Source organism: Rhizobium sp. Root1212 (assembly GCF_001424985.1).
Lineage (GTDB): Bacteria > Pseudomonadota > Alphaproteobacteria > Rhizobiales > Rhizobiaceae > Pararhizobium.
In genome coordinates, this window is sequence record NZ_LMDA01000023.1 from 150489 (window position 1) to 167506 (window position 17018).

Here is a 17018-nt window from a genome sequence, read left to right on the forward strand (position 1 = left end):
GTGCGGTATTCGCCGCATCTCCCTTCTCCCCGCTCGCGGGGAGAAGGTGGCCGACGGGCCGGATGAGGGCCAAAGCCGTTCCAGTATCGGGGATAAGAGTTTGCCCCTCACCCTAGCCCTCTCCCCGCAAGCGGGGCGAGGGGACGACGGAGCATGTAACTCTCTCAGGCGTCCGCCGGCCGATCCTTGGGATCGAACTGAATGATCGTCAGCCAGTTTGCCGTCAGCGCCGGCTTACGCTCTCCCTCGACTTCCACCGTCACATCGTAAGTGACCATGATCATGCCGCCGCCACGAAAGCGGGCTTCGACCATGGTGAAACGGCCACGCACACGCGCACCGCTTTTCACCGGCGTCATGAACCGCACTTTGTCGAAACCGTAATTGATACCCATGGTCTGCTCGCGCACCTTGGGCAGGCAATTGTAGTTCATGGCGGACAGCAGCGACAGCGACAGGAAACCGTGAGCAATGGTGCCGCCGAAGGGTGTTTCGGCCGCGGCGCGTACCGGGTCGGTATGGATGAACTGATGATCGTCCGTCGCATCGGCAAAACTGTCGATGGTCTTCTGCGTCACGGTGATCCAATCGGAGACGCCGATCTCCTTGCCGACCAAACCTTTGACATCCGAGAGCGAAATTTCCTGCGGCATGATTTCCCCGAAATAAAGGCTCCCCCCAGCGCTGTTATAAGCCGTTGACCGGATATCCGGCAATTGCCGCGAGAGGGAGGATCAATAAATTTCGACGTGAAAACTGACACTTCGGGCGGGCGTAGCATCGGGCGTTGCCGTTTCGGTGCCGAGCAGTGCCTGCCAGCGGGCACCGTCCCTTGCCTGAAGTGCCGTCCTGTGTGGCGCATGGGAGCGGTTGATGGCGATGGCAAGCCGGGTGTTTTTCTTCTGAACGGCATCCCCTGACGCAATCATCATCAGCAAAGTATCCGTCTCGGAACTTTCCCAGTCGCCCGTCGTCATCGGCATGCCATCGAAGCGCAGCCATTCGACATCGCCATCGCCGGTGAAAAACGCCTGCTGCCGCAGGGCGGCAAAGCGGGCGCGGAGGGCTGAAAGCGCGGCCGTGTGATCGATCAGGTCCTTGTCCAGCGTGGTCCAGTCGACATAGGTGATGTCGTTATCCTGGCAATAGGCGTTGTTGTTGCCGTACTGGCTGCGCCCGCCTTCATCGCCGGCCGTCAGCATCACGGTGCCGCGCGTAGCAAAGAGGGTGGAGAGCAGGCCTTTCACATCCCGCTTTCGCCAGGAAAGCACCTCCTTGTCTTCCGTCTTGCCCTCGACGCCGTTGTTCCAGGAATAGTTTTCATTGTGGCCGTCGCGGTTCTGCTCGCCGTTCGCTTCGTTATGCTTTTCGGCATAGGAAACGAGGTCCATCAGCGTGAAGCCGTCATGGGCGGCGATGAAATTGACGCTGCGCGTGTTCGTCGATCCATGGCGGGAGAAGATGTCGGAGGAGCCGGCCAGCACGGTCGCCAGCGAACCGACCGTGCGCTCGTCACCGCGCCAGTGGCGGCGGATGTCGTCGCGGGCGCGGTCGTTCCATTCGAGGAAGGGCGGCGGGAAATTGCCGAGCTGGTAGCCGCCCGGTCCGATATCCCAGGGCTCGGCGATCAGCACGCGGTCCTTGAGGATGGGATCGGCCAGCATCTCCTGCAGCAGCGCCGCATCCCGGCTGAAGCCGCCCCTATCGCGGCCGAGGATCGAACCGAGGTCGAAACGGAAGCCATCGATGCCGGCGGAAAGCACGAAATGCCGAAGGCTGTCGAGGATCAGACGGCGCACGACAGGATTGTCGCAGGCGATGGTGTTGCCGCAGCCGGTGTCGTTGACGAGGTCGCCGGGGCGATCGGTGGCATGTCGGTAGTAGGTGAGGTTGTCGAGCCCGCGCATCGACAGCGTCGTGCCCCAGCGGTCGCTTTCGCCGGAATGGTTGAAGACGAGATCGAGGATGACGCCGATGCCTTCCTTGTGAAGCGCATCGACGGTCTCGCGCAGTTCCCGGACGCCGCCCGGCACAAGGCGCGGATCGAGCGCCATGAAGGCGACCGGATTGTAGCCCCAGCCGTTGGAAAGGCCGAGCGGCGGCAGGTGGCGTTCGTCGATCCAGGCGGTGATCGGCATCAGTTCCACGGCGGAAACGCCGATGTGCTTGAGATGGGCGATGACGGCCGGATGGGCGAGAGCTGCGACCGTGCCGCGGATTTCCTTCGGCACATCCGGGTGGCGCATGGTGAAGGGCTTGACGGCGACCTCGTAGACAAGGCCGCCGGGTGTGAAGCGGACGGGTTCCGGCTGGCGATGGGAGGGTGCCGTGACGATGGCGCGCGGCACGAGATCGGTCGTATCCTCGCCGAAGTGGATCAGGCGGGCATCGTGGCGGAAGGGGCGGTCGAGTTCGGTGGCGTAAGGATCGACGAGCAGCTTGGCAGGATCGAACCACAGGCCTTCATCGGGGGCATAAGGCCCGGAGGCGCGATAGCCATAGCGCGTGCCGGCTGGCGCGGTAACCGTCAGCCGGTGGATGCCGTCTTCTCCGCGTTGCATCGGCAGGCGGCGCACCTCCCGTTCTCCGTCGAACATGCAAAGCTCGATGCCGCTTGCCGTGGCCGAAAAGACGGAGAAGGTCGTGCCCTCGGAGCCGATGACGGCGCCCAGAGGCGAGGGGGAGGTGATGTTCGACATGAGGTTGTCCTGTGATGTCTTTCCATTGCCGCGACGCTCTTCGACCTCTCCGCAGTCGGGACAAGAGGTTGCAACGTCAAGCGCTCAATTGTCCCGTCTCCCCGCGTGTGGAGGAAGAGGTCAAGGCGGGGGGGCGAAGTTTCGGCATTCGCTGGTGTCGTAGCCGTGCCCCTTATCCGGCCTCTCGGCCACCTTCTCCCCGTGGGCGGGGAGAAGGGGTATTCCACGCCTTCTTGGCTCAGGTAATGACACTCGGTTCCTGGCGGCCGGTCCTTGTCTTGATGCCGGCGATCTCGTCGGCGACTGTGATCAGGTCGGCCAGTGCCTCCTGCGTGTCGATGTCGTGGCGGGCGGCGTCGGGCTCGTAGCGCTCGATGTAGACGCGCAGCGTCGCGCCCGAGGTGCCGGTGCCGGAGAGGCGGAAGACCACGCGCGAGCCGCCCTCGAACAGGATGCGGATGCCTTGATTGTTGCTGACCGACTTATCGACCGGATCGTTGTAGGAGAAGTCGTCGGCCGTTGCGACTTTCAGGGCGCCGAAGCTCTTGCCCGGCAGCGTGGCGAGTTGCGCACGCAGGGCGTCCATCAGGCCGTTGGCGGCGGCGGAATCGACTTCCTCGTAGTCGTGGCGCGAATAGTAGTTGCGGCCGTAGATCATCCAGTGCTGGCGGGCGATCTCCTGCACGCTGTCCTGGCGCACGGCGAGAATGTTGAGCCAGAGCAGCACGGCCCAGAGACCGTCCTTCTCGCGCACATGGTTGGAGCCGGTACCGGCGCTTTCCTCGCCGCAGATTGTGACGAGGCCGGCATCCATCAGGTTGCCGAAGAACTTCCAGCCGGTCGGCGTCTCGTAGATGCCGATGCCGAGCTTTTCCGCCACGCGGTCGGCTGCGGCCGAGGTCGGCATCGAGCGGGCGATGCCGGCAAGGCCCTTGGAATAGCCGGGCGCGAGCTGGGCATTGGCGGCCAGCATGGCAAGGCTGTCGGACGGGGTGACGAAGATGCCCTTGCCGATGATCAGGTTGCGGTCGCCGTCGCCATCGGACGCGGCGCCGAAGTCCGGCGCGTTCTCGCCCATCATCTCGTCATAGAGAGCGCGGGCGTGGACGAGGTTCGGATCGGGATGATGGCCGCCGAAGTCCGGCAGCGGAATGAAGTTCAGCACCGAACCCTTGGCGCCGCCCAGTCGGTTTTCGAGGATTTCCTTGGCATAGGGGCCGGTGACGGCGCTCATCGCGTCGAAGACGATGCGGAAGCCGCTCGACAGCAGGCGGCGGATCGCGCCGAAATCGAACAGCTCTTCCATCAACTGGGCATAGTCGCTGACCGGGTCGATCACCACGACTTCCATGCCCTCGATATCCTGGCTGCCTTCGGTGTCGAGATTGATATCGGCGACCGCAGCGATCTTGTAGCTGTCGATGGTCTTGGTGCGGGCGTAGATGGCGTCGGTGACCTTTTCCGGGGCCGGGCCGCCATTGCCGATATTGTACTTGATGCCGAAATCCTCGGTCGGGCCGCCGGGGTTGTGGCTGGCCGACAGTACTATGCCGCCGAAGGCCTTGTACTTGCGGATGACGTTGGAGGCGGCCGGTGTCGAGAGGATGCCGCCCCGGCCGACGAGCACGCGGCCGAAACCGTTGGCCGCCGCCATCTTGATGGCAAGCTGGATGACTTCGCGGTTGTAATAGCGGCCGTCGCCGCCGATCACCAGCGTTTCACCCTTGAAGCCGTCGAGGCTGTCGAAGATCGACTGGATGAAATTCTCGGCATAGTTCTTCTGCTGGAAGACCGGCACCTTCTTGCGCAGGCCGGACGTGCCGGGCTTCTGGTCGGTATAGGGCGTGGTCGAGACGGTGTTGATGGTCATGGTATCAGCCTTTCGCAAGAAGCCTTGAATAGAGCGCGGTGTAGCGGGCGGCGCTCAGATTCCAGGAAACATCGGATTTCATGCCCTGAACCTGCATGCGGTTCCAGGCCTTGGTGTCCTGATAGTGGGTGAAGACCCGCCGGAGCGCCTGCCGCAGCCCATCGGCGGTGACGGAGGAGAACTGGAAGCCGGTCGCGACGCCGGCAGCGAGGGCAGCCTCGTTGGCATCGACGATGGTATCCGCAAGCCCCCCGGTGCGCGCCACCACCGGCACGCAGCCATAACGCAGGCCGTAAAGCTGGGTGAGGCCGCAGGGCTCGAAGCGGGACGGGATCAGGATCGCGTCGCTGCCTGCCTGCATCAGGTGCGACAGCGGCTCGTCATAGCCGATGACGATGCCGACGCGGCCGGGATGGCGCGCGGCGGCCGAGAGGAAGGCCGCTTCCAGTGCGGGATCGCCGGCGCCGAGAACGGCAAGCTTGCCGCCGTGGTCGACGATGTCGTCGATCACCTCGGCCAGCACGTCCATGCCCTTCTGCCAGGTCAGGCGGCTGACGACGCAGAAGATCGGGCCGGGCGTCAGATCGAAGCCGAAGCGGGCGGCAAGGGCCTGCTTGTTGGCGTCGCGCTTCTTCAGGCTCGAGGCGGTGTACGTCGCCTTGAGATTGGCGTCCTTCTGCGGGTTCCAGACATCGGTGTCGATGCCGTTGACGATACCGAACAGCGAAGACAGCCGCGAGGCAAGCAGACCTTCGAGGCCCATGCCGAATTCCGGGGTGAGGATTTCCTGCGCGTAGGATGGGCTGACGGTGGTGACCGCCCAGGCCGTCTGCAGGCCGCCCTTGAGGAAACCGACATCACCGTAATATTCGACATAGTTGACGGAAAAGGCCTCGGGAGGCAGGGCCAGTTCCTGGAAGATATCGGGGCCGAACTGGCCCTGGAAGGCGATATTGTGGATGGTCAACACCGATGGCGTCTGGTGGGCGGCACCGAAACGCATGTAGACGGGGGTCAGCGCCGCCTGCCAGTCGTGCACGTGGACGAGATCGGGTTTCCAGTCGATGAGGCTGCCGCCGGCGATTTCGGCCGCCGCCAGCGAAAGGCCGGCGAAGCGGCGGAAATTGTCGGGATAATCGCGGCCGGCGCGATCGACATAGGGGCCGCCGTCCCGGTCGTAGAGATGGGGGGCGTCGAGCACCAGCAGGTCCAGCCCCTTATGCTCGACCGCCAGGATGGAGGCCGGTGCGCCAAAAAGGTTCGCAAGGCCGCCAACGATCCGCGGGGCTTCGATCGCGCGCATAACTGCGGGATAACCCGGCATCAGCGTGCGCACATGGACGCCATGGGGGGCAAGCGCCCCCGGCAGGGCGCCCGCCACATCGGCAAGCCCGCCCGTCTTGACGAGCGGAAAAACTTCGGAAGCGACCGAGAGAACCTGCATCCTACATACCCAGCTTGTCGATCATAGGCTGTGTGATCAGGCAGATGCCGCCTTCGGAGCGGCGGAACCGCTTGGCGTCGAATTCGGGATCGTCACCGACGACGAGGCCTTCCGGGATGACGACGCGGCTGTCGATCACCACGTTCTTGAGCTGCGCATGCCGGCCGATGCGGACATTCGGCAGGATGACGGCGTTTTCGAGTCGCGAATAGGAGTTCACCCGCACGCCGGTAAACAACATGCTGCGGTTCAGCGAGGCGCCGGAGATGATGCAATCGCCCGAAACCAGCGAGGATGTGGCCGAGCCGCGGCGGTTTTCGTCGTCATGGACGAACTTCGCCGGCGGCTTGATTTCCGCGAAGGTCCAGATCGGCCAGGAGCTGTCGTAAATGTCGAGTTCGGGGGTGACGTGGGTGAGGTCGACGTTCGCCTGCCAATAGGCATCGATGGTTCCGACGTCGCGCCAATAGGCCTCGCGCTCGAAATCGGAACGGACGCAGGAGGCTGTGAAGCGATGCGCCTGGGCTTTGCCGTGCTGGACGATATAAGGGATGATGTCCTTGCCGAAGTCGCGGCTGGAAGAGGGATCGGCCGCATCGCGGCGCAGGATATCCATCAGGAACTTGGTGTGGAAGACGTAGATGCCCATGGAGGCGAGCGCCATGTCCGGGTTGCCGGGAATGGCCGGCGGATCATCGGGCTTTTCGACGAAGGCGATGATCTGGTCTTTCTCGTCGACATGCATGACGCCGAAGCCGGTTGCTTCCATGCGTGGCACTTCCAGGCAGCCGATGGTGACCTGCGCGCCGGAATCGACGTGCTGCTGCAGCATCAGCTCGTAGTCCATCTTGTAGATATGGTCGCCGGCGAGAATGACCATGTATTCGACGCCGTGGTCCTCGATGATGTCGATGTTCTGGAACACGGCATCGGCGGTGCCTTCGTACCACTGGGTTTCCGAGACACGCTGGGAGGCGGGCAGGATATCGAAGCTTTCGTTACGCTCCGGGCGGAAGAAGTCCCAGCCGCGCTGCATGTGGCGGATCAGCGAATGCGCCTTGTACTGGGTGGCGACGCCGATGCGTCGGATACCGGAGTTCAGCGCGTTCGACAGCGCGAAATCGATGATGCGGGCCTTGCCGCCGAAATGCACGGCCGGCTTGGCGCGCCGGTCGGTCAGCTCCTTCAGGCGGCTACCCCGGCCGCCGGCAAGAACATAAGCCATGGCATCACGGGCGAGGGGCTGCGATCTCTTTTCCATTGGTTTTTCCTCCCGGTAAATCTTTCCTTCAGGCGGCGCGCTTCAAAAACCGGCGCCGCCCCGTCCTGTCCCCATCCGGCTTTTGGCCGGCCTCAATCCTGTTCCAGTATCAATGTCGCCAGCGGCGGCAGCGTGATCGAGGCGGAAATCGCCCCCGTGCCACGCTTGACCGCCTTGACCGTTCCTCCGTTGCCTTTGCCCGATCCGCCGTAGATTTCGGCGTCGCTGTTCAGGATTTCCCGCCAGCTGCCCTCCACCGGCAGCGGTATTGCGTAGTTTTCGCGATAGACGGGGGTGAAATTGCTGATGACGGCGATCAGTTTTTCGCCCGGCGCCTTGCGCAGCCAGGCAAAGACCGAGTTGTCGCGATCGTCGGCGATCAGCCATTCGAAACCGTCGCCCTCGCAGTCGCGGGCGTGCAGCGCCGGCTTATTGCGGTAGGTGCCGTTCAGGTCGCGGATCAGCCGCCGCATGCCCTCGTGCAGGGGGTATTCGAGCAGGTTCCAGTCGAGGCCGCGGCTTTCCGACCACTCTTGCCACTGCGCGAATTCCTGGCCCATGAACAGCAGTTTCTTGCCGGGATAGGCCCACATGAAGCTGTAGTAAGCGCGCAGGTTGGCGAACTTCTGCCAGTCGTCGCCGGCCATCTTGGCGATCAGCGAGCCCTTGCCGTGCACCACCTCGTCATGGGAAAGCGGCAGCACGAAATTCTCGCTGAAGGCATAGAGCAGGCCGAAGGTCAGGTCGTTGTGGTGATGCTTGCGGTGGATGGGCTCACGCGAGAAATATTGCAGCGTGTCGTGCATGAAGCCCATGTTCCACTTGAAGCCGAAACCCAGGCCGCCTTCATGGACGGGGGCCGAAACCTTCGGCCACGACGTGGATTCCTCGGCGATCGTCAGGATGCCGGGATGGCTGCCATAGACCTCGCGGTTCATCGATTGCAGGAAGCGCACGGCATCGAGGTTTTCGTTGCCGCCATATTTGTTCGGTACCCACTCGCCATGCTTTCGCGAATAGTCGAGATAGAGCATCGAGGCGACGGCATCGACGCGCAGGCCGTCGAGGTGGAATTTCTCCGCCCAGTAGAGCGCGTTGTTGATGAGGTAGGAGAACACCTCGGCGCGGCCGAAATTGTAGATCGCCGTGTTCCAGTCGGGGTGGTAGCCCTGACGCGGGTCTTCGTGCTCATAGAGAGCGGTGCCGTCGAACCAGCGCAACCCGTGGGCATCGGTCGGGAAATGCGCCGGCACCCAGTCGAGGATGACGCCGATGCCGACCTTGTGGGCGCCGTTGACGAAGCGGGCAAAACCTTCGGGCTCGCCGAAGCGGGCCGTCGGGGCATAAAGCCCGGTCGTCTGGTAACCCCAGGAGGGATCGAAGGGATATTCCGAGATCGGCAGGAATTCGATGTGGGTGAAGCCCATATCGACGCAGTAAGGGATGAGGCGGTCGGCCAGCTCGTCCCAGCTCAGCATCTCACCGTCTTCGCGCCGCTGCCAGGAGGCGGCATGCACTTCGTAGATTGAGATCGCCTGGCGGCGAGCATCGGTACCGGCCCAGAAGGCGCGGTGTTCGGCGTCTTCCCAGGTCTGGTCGATTTCGGCTGCGGTGACCGAGGCGTTCTTGGGCCTGAGTTCCGAGCGGCGGGCGAAGGGGTCGGCCTTCAGCGGCAGCAGTTCGCCGTTCTTGCCGATGATCTCGTATTTGTAGATCGCGCCCCGCTCGATGCCCGGCAGGAAGATTTCCCAGATGCCGGTATCCTGACGCAGGCGCATGACGTGGCGGCGGCCGTCCCAGCCGTTGAAATCGCCGACGACGGACACGCGCTGTGCATTCGGCGCCCAGACGGCGAAGTGGAAACCATCCGCACCTTCATGGGAAAGCGGATGGGCGCCCATCCTGTCGAAGAGCCTCAGATGCGAGCCCTGGCGGATATAGTAGTCGTCCATCGGCCCGAGAACCGGGCCGAAGCTGTAGGGATCGACGACCAGCCATTCGCCGCCGTCGTTGCGGGCGCGGTAGCGAACGGGCTGCTGTTTGCGGATGGCAATCTTGCCCTGGAAGAAGCCGGCGTCGTCCAGCCTTTCCAGTGCGCCGATCTCCTTGCCGGAGAGCGTTTCCGCGGTGACGGTTTCGGCGCCGGGGATGATGCAGCGGGCAAGGAATTCCTTGCCGTCCGCATGCACACCCAGAACCGCGAAGGGATTGCCATGGGTCCCGGCCAGAAGAGCCGCCATCTCCTCCGCAGCCGGTTTGCGCTGCATGGCGTCTTTCTGCTTGGAACTCATCCGGCTCTCCAGATTTCCCCGGCATATTGCCGGATTGTGCGATCGGATGAGAACCAGCCCATCCGTGCGGTGTTGCGAATAGCCTTGGAATACCAACTGCCGGTATCGGTCCAGATCGCGTCGATTTCGCGCTGGGCCTTGGCATAGGCATCGAAATCGGCGGCAACCATGAACCAGTCATGGTTGTAGATGCCGTCGATCAGGCCGGTGAAGCGGTTGCGGTCGTCAGGTGAGAACACACCGGAGGAAATCGCGGCCAACGCCTGCGACAATTCCCTCGACTGCTCGATGATGGCGCGCGGGTTGTGGCCCTCGGCACGCACCTTCGTCACCTCTTCTGCGGTCATGCCGAAGATCTTGATGTTTTCTTCCCCGACCCAGTCGCGCATCTCGACGTTCGCGCCGTCGAGCGTGCCGATGGTCAGCGCGCCGTTCAGCGCGAACTTCATGTTGCCGGTGCCCGAGGCTTCCATGCCGGCGGTCGAAATCTGTTCCGACAGGTCGGCGGCAGGCACCATGATCTCGGCGAGCGAGACGTTATAGTTGGGAATGAAAACGATCTTCAGCAGGCCGCGCACCGCCGGGTCGTTGTTGATGACCTTGGCGACGTCGTTGGCGAGTTTGATGATCAGCTTGGCATTGTGATAGCTCGGCGCCGCCTTGCCCGCGAAAAGCTTCACGCGGGGTACCCAGTCGAGTTCGGGATGCGAGCGGATCTGGTCGTAGAGCGCTACCGCCTCGATGATGTTCAAGAGCTGACGCTTGTATTCATGGATGCGCTTGATCTGAATATCGAACATCGCCGAAGGATCGATGCGCACGCCCATGCGCGCCTGCACAAGCTGAGCGAGCTTGACTTTGTTCGCCCGTTTGATGACGGCGAACTTCTCCTGGAAATCCTTGTTGTCGGCGAAGGCATCGAGCGCCTGCAGCGCCTCGGCATTGTCCATGAACGCATCGCCGATCGTTTCGCGAATAAGGCCGAAGAGATCGGGATTGCACTGCATCAGCCAGCGGCGCGGGGTGATGCCGTTGGTCTTGTTGTTGATGCGGGTCGGATAGAGCTTGTGCAGGTCGGCAAACACCGTTTCCTTCATCAGCTCGGTGTGCAGGGCAGACACGCCGTTGATCGAGTGCGAACCGACGAAGGCGAGATTGCCCATGCGCACCCGGCGTTCGCCCGATTCGTCGATCAGCGAGATATTGCGGATTTCCTGATCACTGAACCCTTTTCCCTTGCGGGCTTCGAGCAGGATCTTGGCGTTGATCGCATAGATGATCTGCATATGCCGCGGCAGGAGCCGCTCGAACAGCGGCACCGGCCAGGTTTCCAGTGCCTCGGGCAGAAGCGTGTGGTTGGTATAGGCAAAGGTGCGGCGGGTGAGGTCCCAGGCGGTCTCGAAATCCAGCCCGTGCACGTCGGTCAGCAGACGCACCAGTTCGGAAACGGAGACGGCGGGATGGGTGTCGTTGAGCTGGATCGCCACCTTGTCCGGCAGGGAGGTGAAATCCGGATATTGCTGCAGGTGGCGGCGCAGGATGTCCTGCAGCGAGGCCGAGGAGAAGAAGAACTCCTGGCGCAAGCGCAGTTCCTGGCCGGCCGGCGTCGCATCGGCCGGATAGAGCACGCGCGCAAGGCTTTCGGCCTTGTTGCTTTCACGCAGCGCGCCGATGTGGTCGCCGGCATTGAAGGCGTCGAGCAGGATTGGGTCGATCGGATGGGCGGTCCAGAGACGCAGGGTGTTGGTGCGCTTGCCGCGCCAGCCGACGACCGGGGTGTCGCAGGCGATGGCGATGACGCGCTCCGCCGGCTTCCAGACGTAGCGGGTCACTTCCTCGTCGATATTGATGGTTTCGACCAGGCCGCCGAAGCCGATTTCATAGGAGCTTTCGCGGCGCTCGAACTCCCATGGGTTGCCGTGGGCAAGCCAGGTTTCCGGCAGTTCCACCTGCCAACCGTCCGCCATCTGCTGGCGGAAAAGGCCGTGTACGTAGCGAATACCGTAGCCATAGGCCGGGATATCGACGGTCGCCATGCTTTCCATGAAACAGGCCGCGAGGCGGCCGAGACCGCCGTTGCCGAGCGCGGCGTCAGGCTCCAGGCCGGCGATGATGTCGAGATCGACGCCGAAGGTGGCCAGCGCCTCGCGCAGCTCTTCCATCAGGCCGATATTGGTGACGGCATCGCGCATCAGGCGGCCGATGAGGAATTCGAGCGATAGGTAATAGACGCGCTTGGCATCGGTGGCATAGGCCTTGCGGGTCGATTCCATCCAGTTGTCGGTAATGCGGTCGCGCACGACAAGAATGGCGGCTGTCAGCCAGTCGTGCGGTTTTGCAACTTTCGGGTCTTTGCCGATGCGGTATGTGAGGCGCTCGATGATTTCCTGCGCCAGCACGTCTGCCGTTGAAGCACGAGGTGCGGCATGAGGAATTGCCTCGTTGACCGTGCGGTTCACCATGAAAAGATTGATCCTTCTCTCGCGGGTTGGGAGGCCAGTGGCGGACGCCAGCGGTTATATGAGCGATTTATGCATTGATACGAAGCGCTTGCAATAAGTGTTTTGAAGCGCTTGCGATAAATGTTTTCAAGGGGATGAAATTTCTAGCGGAGCGGCTTTCGAAGGCGGTGTAAAATATCCGCAGCCGTTTCAGGCCCATAACGAAAAACCGCCCCGGTGGTCCGGGGCGGCTGTAAAGGGCGCAGATGCCTGGCTTTTTATTGGGTCAGGCGGACCGAGAGCTGCGAAGCCTTTTCGCCGATATATTTGAAGGCGGCGGTCAGCTGGGTCGCATCTTCGGCGGAGAAATAGTGGCTCGCGTCGGTTGCGCAGTAGCTCAGGAGCTTCTTGCCGGCGTCGGGCGCCATGAAGGCAACAGTATAGACCTGGATGCCTGCGGTGCGCGCGTCGTCGCAGGATTTCTTGGTTGCGGCATCGGAAAGCTTTCCGGAGTCGCTGTTGGATTTGCCGTTGTAGTAGTTGTTTTCGCCGTCGGTCATGAAGACGATGTACTTCGTCGGAACCTGGCCGTTCTTGTTCTTGTGAGCGGTCTTTTCCGTTGCGGCCGAAATGTCGGCATAAGCCTTGGCGAAGGCGGCGCTCGAGTCGGTGCTGCCGCTGGCCGGAAGCGCGTTGACGTAATTCAGGACGTGCTGCTCGCCCCAGTCCAAGCTCGTCGGCGTGAACATCTTCGAGCTGTAGGAGACGGCACCGGTGCGGACCAGCGATGTCGTCACGTCGGCGTTCTTGAGCTGCGTCAGGAGGTCCGCGGTCGCACGTTTCAGGGCCGCGATCTTGGTGAGATAGTTCGTCACGGTGCGGTAGCAAGTCTTCTTGCCGCAGGTGTAACTTTCCTGCTTCGTGGGGGCAGCCGGATCGGCAGTCGCCGTGTTGTCACCCATCGAGCCGGACTGGTCGAGCACCAGATACATCGACAGCGCGTTCTTGGCTTCGGTCGAGGCTTCGGCCTTGCTGCGCGTGGTGACGTTCGCCGTCTTGTTACCGGTGATCTGGGTCATCGGGTTGAGCTTGACCGCAAGCTTGGTCGAAACGTCGACGTAATAGTTCTTGTTGTTGCCGAGGCCCGGAACTTCCTTGATATCGACCACCGTGTTGGAGGTGAACTCTTCGGCCAGCTTCTTTACCTCTTCGTCCGTCAGGCCGCTTCCGGCATTCCAGTTGTACATCTGGGCCTTGAGGTAGTTGACGGCGAGCAGCTTGGCGTCGGCGATCGACATGTTCTGGTTGACCAGCGCCGAGGAGGCGGCGAGAGCGGCCGAATCGGAGGCATCCTGCAGATGGTTCCTGGCCATGACAAGATTGGTCGCATCGATGGCGACACCTGCGGCAACCAGTACGACCGGCAGCGCAATCGCCCCCATGATACCGAAATTGCCCTTCCGATCGCGAAGCAGTTCTGCCGCGTGACGTCTGATTTTAGATTGCTTCAACATCTTGCCCACCTACGGGTTTCATGACCGATGATGGGTACGTTAACAGCCGAAACTTTCAGCCGGGTTTGCAATTTCGGTCAAGTTTTAAGCAATTTCCCGAAAGCCCCGGAAAGCCTGGCTTGTTGGCCTGCGCGCCTGTCCGAAAAAGGGACGGTCGCCGGTCCCGTTTCGGGTCACTCCAGCGGAATGACGTCGACGGCCTGTTCGGTTTCATGGGAACCGTAGCTTTTCAGCACGCCGATGACCGGCGCGACGTCGCTGTAATCTCGGCCATGGCCGACGACGATGTGATCGGTGCCGGCAAAAATATTGTTCGTCGGGTCGAGTTCCAGCCAGCCGCCGGCCCGGCCGCACCAGACGCGCACCCAAGCATGCATGGCATCGGCCCCTTCCAGCCGTTCCTTGCCCGGAGGCGGAATGGTGCGCAGGAAGCCGCTGACATAGCCTGCGGGAATGCCGAGGCTGCGCAGCGCCGTGATCATCACATGGGCAAAATCCTGGCAGACGCCGCGCTTGATCTTGAAGGCTTCGTGCGGCGGCGTGTCGACGGTGGTCGCCTTGCCGTCATAGGTGAAATCGCGGTGGATGCGCTCGCAGATCGTCTCGGCGATCTGGCGCACGCTCATGCCGGGCTTGTCGATCGAGGCGGCATAGGCCGCAATCGTGGGGTCGGCGGGCAGCAGCGGGCTTGCGCCGAGGAAATGATGGGGCGCATCCGGCGCGACCGACAGGATTTCGTCGATCTCTGCGGCGAGCCCTTCAAGCGGCGGTGAGAAATCGGCGCTAAGCGGCTGCGCATCGAGCTGCACGCGCGCCTGCATGCGGATGACCAGCCGGTCATGGGCCGAACGGTAGACGATCGAGGCGGCGGGATTGGCGAAGAAATCGACGGTATCGCTGCGTTCGGCCGGCGACGGCGTGAAATTGACGGTGCCGGCGATCAGCCGCTGCCGGCCCGGCAGCGACAGGGGCAGCACGCGCACGATATGACGCCCGCCCGAAGCGGGGACTTCATAGGCATAGGTGATCCTGAGGCTGATATCGTAGAGCATGCCGGAAGCCTGTTGCATTCTGTTGAAGCCGCTCAGCCGAGATAGGTCTGGGCGAGGATGTCGGAAAAGCGCTCGAGTTCCTGCTCCAGCCGCCGATAGACATCCGTGTTCATCGCCTCCGGCGTCATGACGGCAAGGCCGGCATGCAGGCGCATCGCCTCGCGGTAGAAGGACGACATCTGGCCGTTACCGAAAGCGTTCGGCAACTGCTCGACCTCCGTCTTGATCTCGTTCAGCTGGTAAAGCACCGAGCGCGGGTTGAGCGGGTCGAGCGCCAAAAGATCGGTGACGGTGAGCGCCTCCGTGTTGACGTTGTAGCGGCGGCGGTGGGTCATGACGCTGTCGCCGATTTCGAGCAGCATGTCATATGCGCCGTCCGGCGCATCCTCGCCCGACATATGGCCGAGCAGGCGGGTCATGTGCAGGCCGCGTTCCAGATAGCGGCCGATCGACAGGAAGCGCCAGCCTGTGAAGCGATACATATTCTCATGCACGAGGCCGGCGAAGCCCGCGAGCTTGCGCAGCAGTACGGTCATCGCATGGGTCGCATCGTCGCCGACCTCGACCGTCGCCTGGAACTTGCGGACAGTCTTGGCGAGGTCGTTGAGCGCCAGCCAGCCATCGGCGGAGAAGCGGTCGCGGATGTTGCTGGCGCTGAAGAGCGCGCTGTCGATATTGGCGATAAGGCTGTCGGGCACGGCCTGCCTGGTGTCGATATCGAGTGCTGCGAGATAATCCGAGATGTTCTTGAGCAGCGGCATTTCGCTGTCGGCGCTTTCGGCGAAGCGGCCGTTCCAGGCACGCAGGATGCGCAACGCCCCTTCCGCCCGCTCGATATAGCGGCCGAGCCAGAAGAGGTTGTCTGCCGCCCGGCTCGGCAGGCTGCCGGGCATGGTGCGGATGAAATCGCTTTCCTGCGGCAGCAGCGTGACACGCTCCACCGGCCGGTTGCTGACGATCCAGACATCGGCGGCCGAGCCGCCCGCCTGCATGGCGATCGCCGCCGCATCCGCGCCGTTGCCGATGCGGGCAAAGCCGCCGGGCATCACCTGCCAGCCGTTGGGCGTGCGGGCGACATAGACGCGCAGGCTCATGGGCCGCGGCGTCAGCTTGCCGTTGACCCAGGCCGGCGTGGTGGAGAGCGTCACGGCCTCCTGGCCGACGAGCTTGCCGCCGTCGGATTTCAGCCAGTCGGCGACGGAATGCTGGGCGGTGTCGCGCAAGGACGAACCGAGCACGGACTGGCCGTTGTCGTCGAAGAACGGACGCGTCGAATAGGCGGGGCCGATGACCATTTTCTCGATATTGGCGGCGACATGGTCGCGCTCCGGCTCATGACCGCACCACCAAGTGGCGATCGAGGGAAGGATGAGGTCCTGTCCGAGCAGTTGGCGGCAGATGACCGGCATGAAGGCCAGCAGCGCGCGGGTTTCCAGCATGCCAGAGCCTATGGCGTTGACGACCGTCACCGAGCCCGCGCGCAAGGCTTCGACGAGGCCGGGCGTGCCGATATGGGAGCGCTGGTTGAGTTCCAGCGGATCGGCAAAGGCGGCATCGAGCCGGCGCCAGAGAACGCCGACGGGCTTCAGCCCCGCCACCGTGCGCACCATCACACGATCATCGACCACCGTCAGGTCCTCGCCCTCCAGCAGCATGAAGCCGAGATAGCGGGCGATATAGGCGTGCTCGAAATAGGTTTCGTTGGCAAAGCCGGGCGTCAGGACGGCGATGCGGTCGTCCGGGTGGCGTTTGCGCGATTGCAGCATGTCGCGGAAGGCGCCGAAGAAGCCGGCGAGACGATGCACGTGGGTTTCGGCATAGAGGTCGGAAAAGGCGCGGGTGGTCGCCACGCGGTTTTCCAGCGCGAAGCCGGCGCCGGAGGGAGCTTCGGTGCGGTCGGACAGCACCCACCAGTTGCCGTCGGGCCCGCGGCCGATCTCGAAGGAACAGAAATGCAGGAAATGCCCGTCGGCCGGCGTGATACCGACCATCGGGCGCAGGAATTGCGGATTGGCGGCAATCAGCGAGGGCGGCAGGACGCCGTCCGAGACCAGCCGGTTCGGCCCATAGAGATCGGCGGCCAGCTTTTCCAGGAGGTCGGCGCGCTGGATGAGGCCCTTGCTGAGGTTGTCCCATTCGCTTTCGTCAATCAGGACGGGGATATGCGAGAGCGGCCAGTTGCGCTCGGAGTTTTCCTTGCTGCCATAGGCGCGGTAGAAGACGCCGGCATCGCGCAGGTAGCGGTCGGCGCGGGCGAAGCGGTTGGCAAGCTCGGTCTCGTCCATGCGGCCGATGGTCGACAGCAGGTGCTGCCAGACAGGGCGCACATTGCCGTCGATATCGACCATTTCGTCGGCGATGCCGGGCAAGGCCCGATAGCCGAAAACCGGATCGTCCGAAGTTCGGCTTGCCTTCGCCGCTTCGCTGGTCTGCTTTTTTGCCATTC

Annotated in this window: 10 protein-coding genes; all 10 read right to left on the reverse strand. The window is 62.9% G+C overall.

Annotated elements, in window-relative coordinates:
• Nucleotides 1–164 precede the first annotated feature (164 nt).
• Entirely contained in the window at nt 165–653 is a 489-nt protein-coding gene (locus tag ASC86_RS18820; RefSeq protein ID WP_056324694.1) for a MaoC family dehydratase, read from the reverse strand.
• Nucleotides 654–734: 81 nt separating this feature from the next.
• A complete protein-coding gene (gene glgX / locus ASC86_RS18825) occupies nt 735–2699 on the reverse strand; it encodes a glycogen debranching protein GlgX (RefSeq protein WP_056324697.1) in 1965 nt (654 codons plus the stop codon).
• A 238-nt stretch (nt 2700–2937) separates the two neighbouring features.
• Nucleotides 2938–4569 carry an alpha-D-glucose phosphate-specific phosphoglucomutase gene (locus ASC86_RS18830; protein WP_056324698.1) on the reverse strand — a complete coding sequence of 544 codons (1632 nt, stop codon included), beginning with the start codon at nt 4567–4569 and terminating at the stop codon, nt 2938–2940.
• A 4-nt stretch (nt 4570–4573) separates the two neighbouring features.
• Nucleotides 4574–6013, reverse strand: a complete 1440-nt coding sequence (glgA, locus tag ASC86_RS18835; RefSeq protein WP_056324701.1) for a glycogen synthase GlgA — start codon at nt 6011–6013, stop codon at nt 4574–4576.
• A gap of 1 nt (nt 6014) precedes the next feature.
• On the reverse strand, nt 6015–7274 hold the full coding sequence (glgC, locus tag ASC86_RS18840; protein ID WP_056324703.1) for a glucose-1-phosphate adenylyltransferase: 1260 nt from the start codon (nt 7272–7274) through the stop codon (nt 6015–6017).
• 92 nt (nt 7275–7366) lie between these two features.
• The gene (glgB, locus tag ASC86_RS18845; protein WP_056324706.1) at nt 7367–9565 is read right to left on the reverse strand and encodes a 1,4-alpha-glucan branching protein GlgB; all 2199 of its coding nucleotides are present in this window, start codon (nt 9563–9565) and stop codon (nt 7367–7369) included.
• Nucleotides 9562–12027: a glycogen/starch/alpha-glucan phosphorylase gene (locus ASC86_RS18850; protein WP_056324708.1), complete on the reverse strand. Its 2466-nt coding sequence runs from the start codon at nt 12025–12027 to the stop codon at nt 9562–9564. The genes glgB and ASC86_RS18850 overlap by 4 nt, the downstream gene beginning before the upstream one ends.
• A gap of 257 nt (nt 12028–12284) precedes the next feature.
• Nucleotides 12285–13520 (reverse strand): VWA domain-containing protein, encoded by a 1236-nt coding sequence (locus ASC86_RS18855; RefSeq protein WP_156387113.1) that lies wholly within the window; start codon nt 13518–13520, stop codon nt 12285–12287.
• Between the two features lie 173 nt (nt 13521–13693).
• On the reverse strand, nt 13694–14572 hold the full coding sequence (locus tag ASC86_RS18860) for a transglutaminase family protein (protein WP_056325167.1): 879 nt from the start codon (nt 14570–14572) through the stop codon (nt 13694–13696).
• A 32-nt stretch (nt 14573–14604) separates the two neighbouring features.
• Entirely contained in the window at nt 14605–17016 is a 2412-nt protein-coding gene (locus tag ASC86_RS18865) for a circularly permuted type 2 ATP-grasp protein (RefSeq protein WP_056324714.1), read from the reverse strand.
• Between the last annotated feature and the right edge of the window lie 2 nt (nt 17017–17018).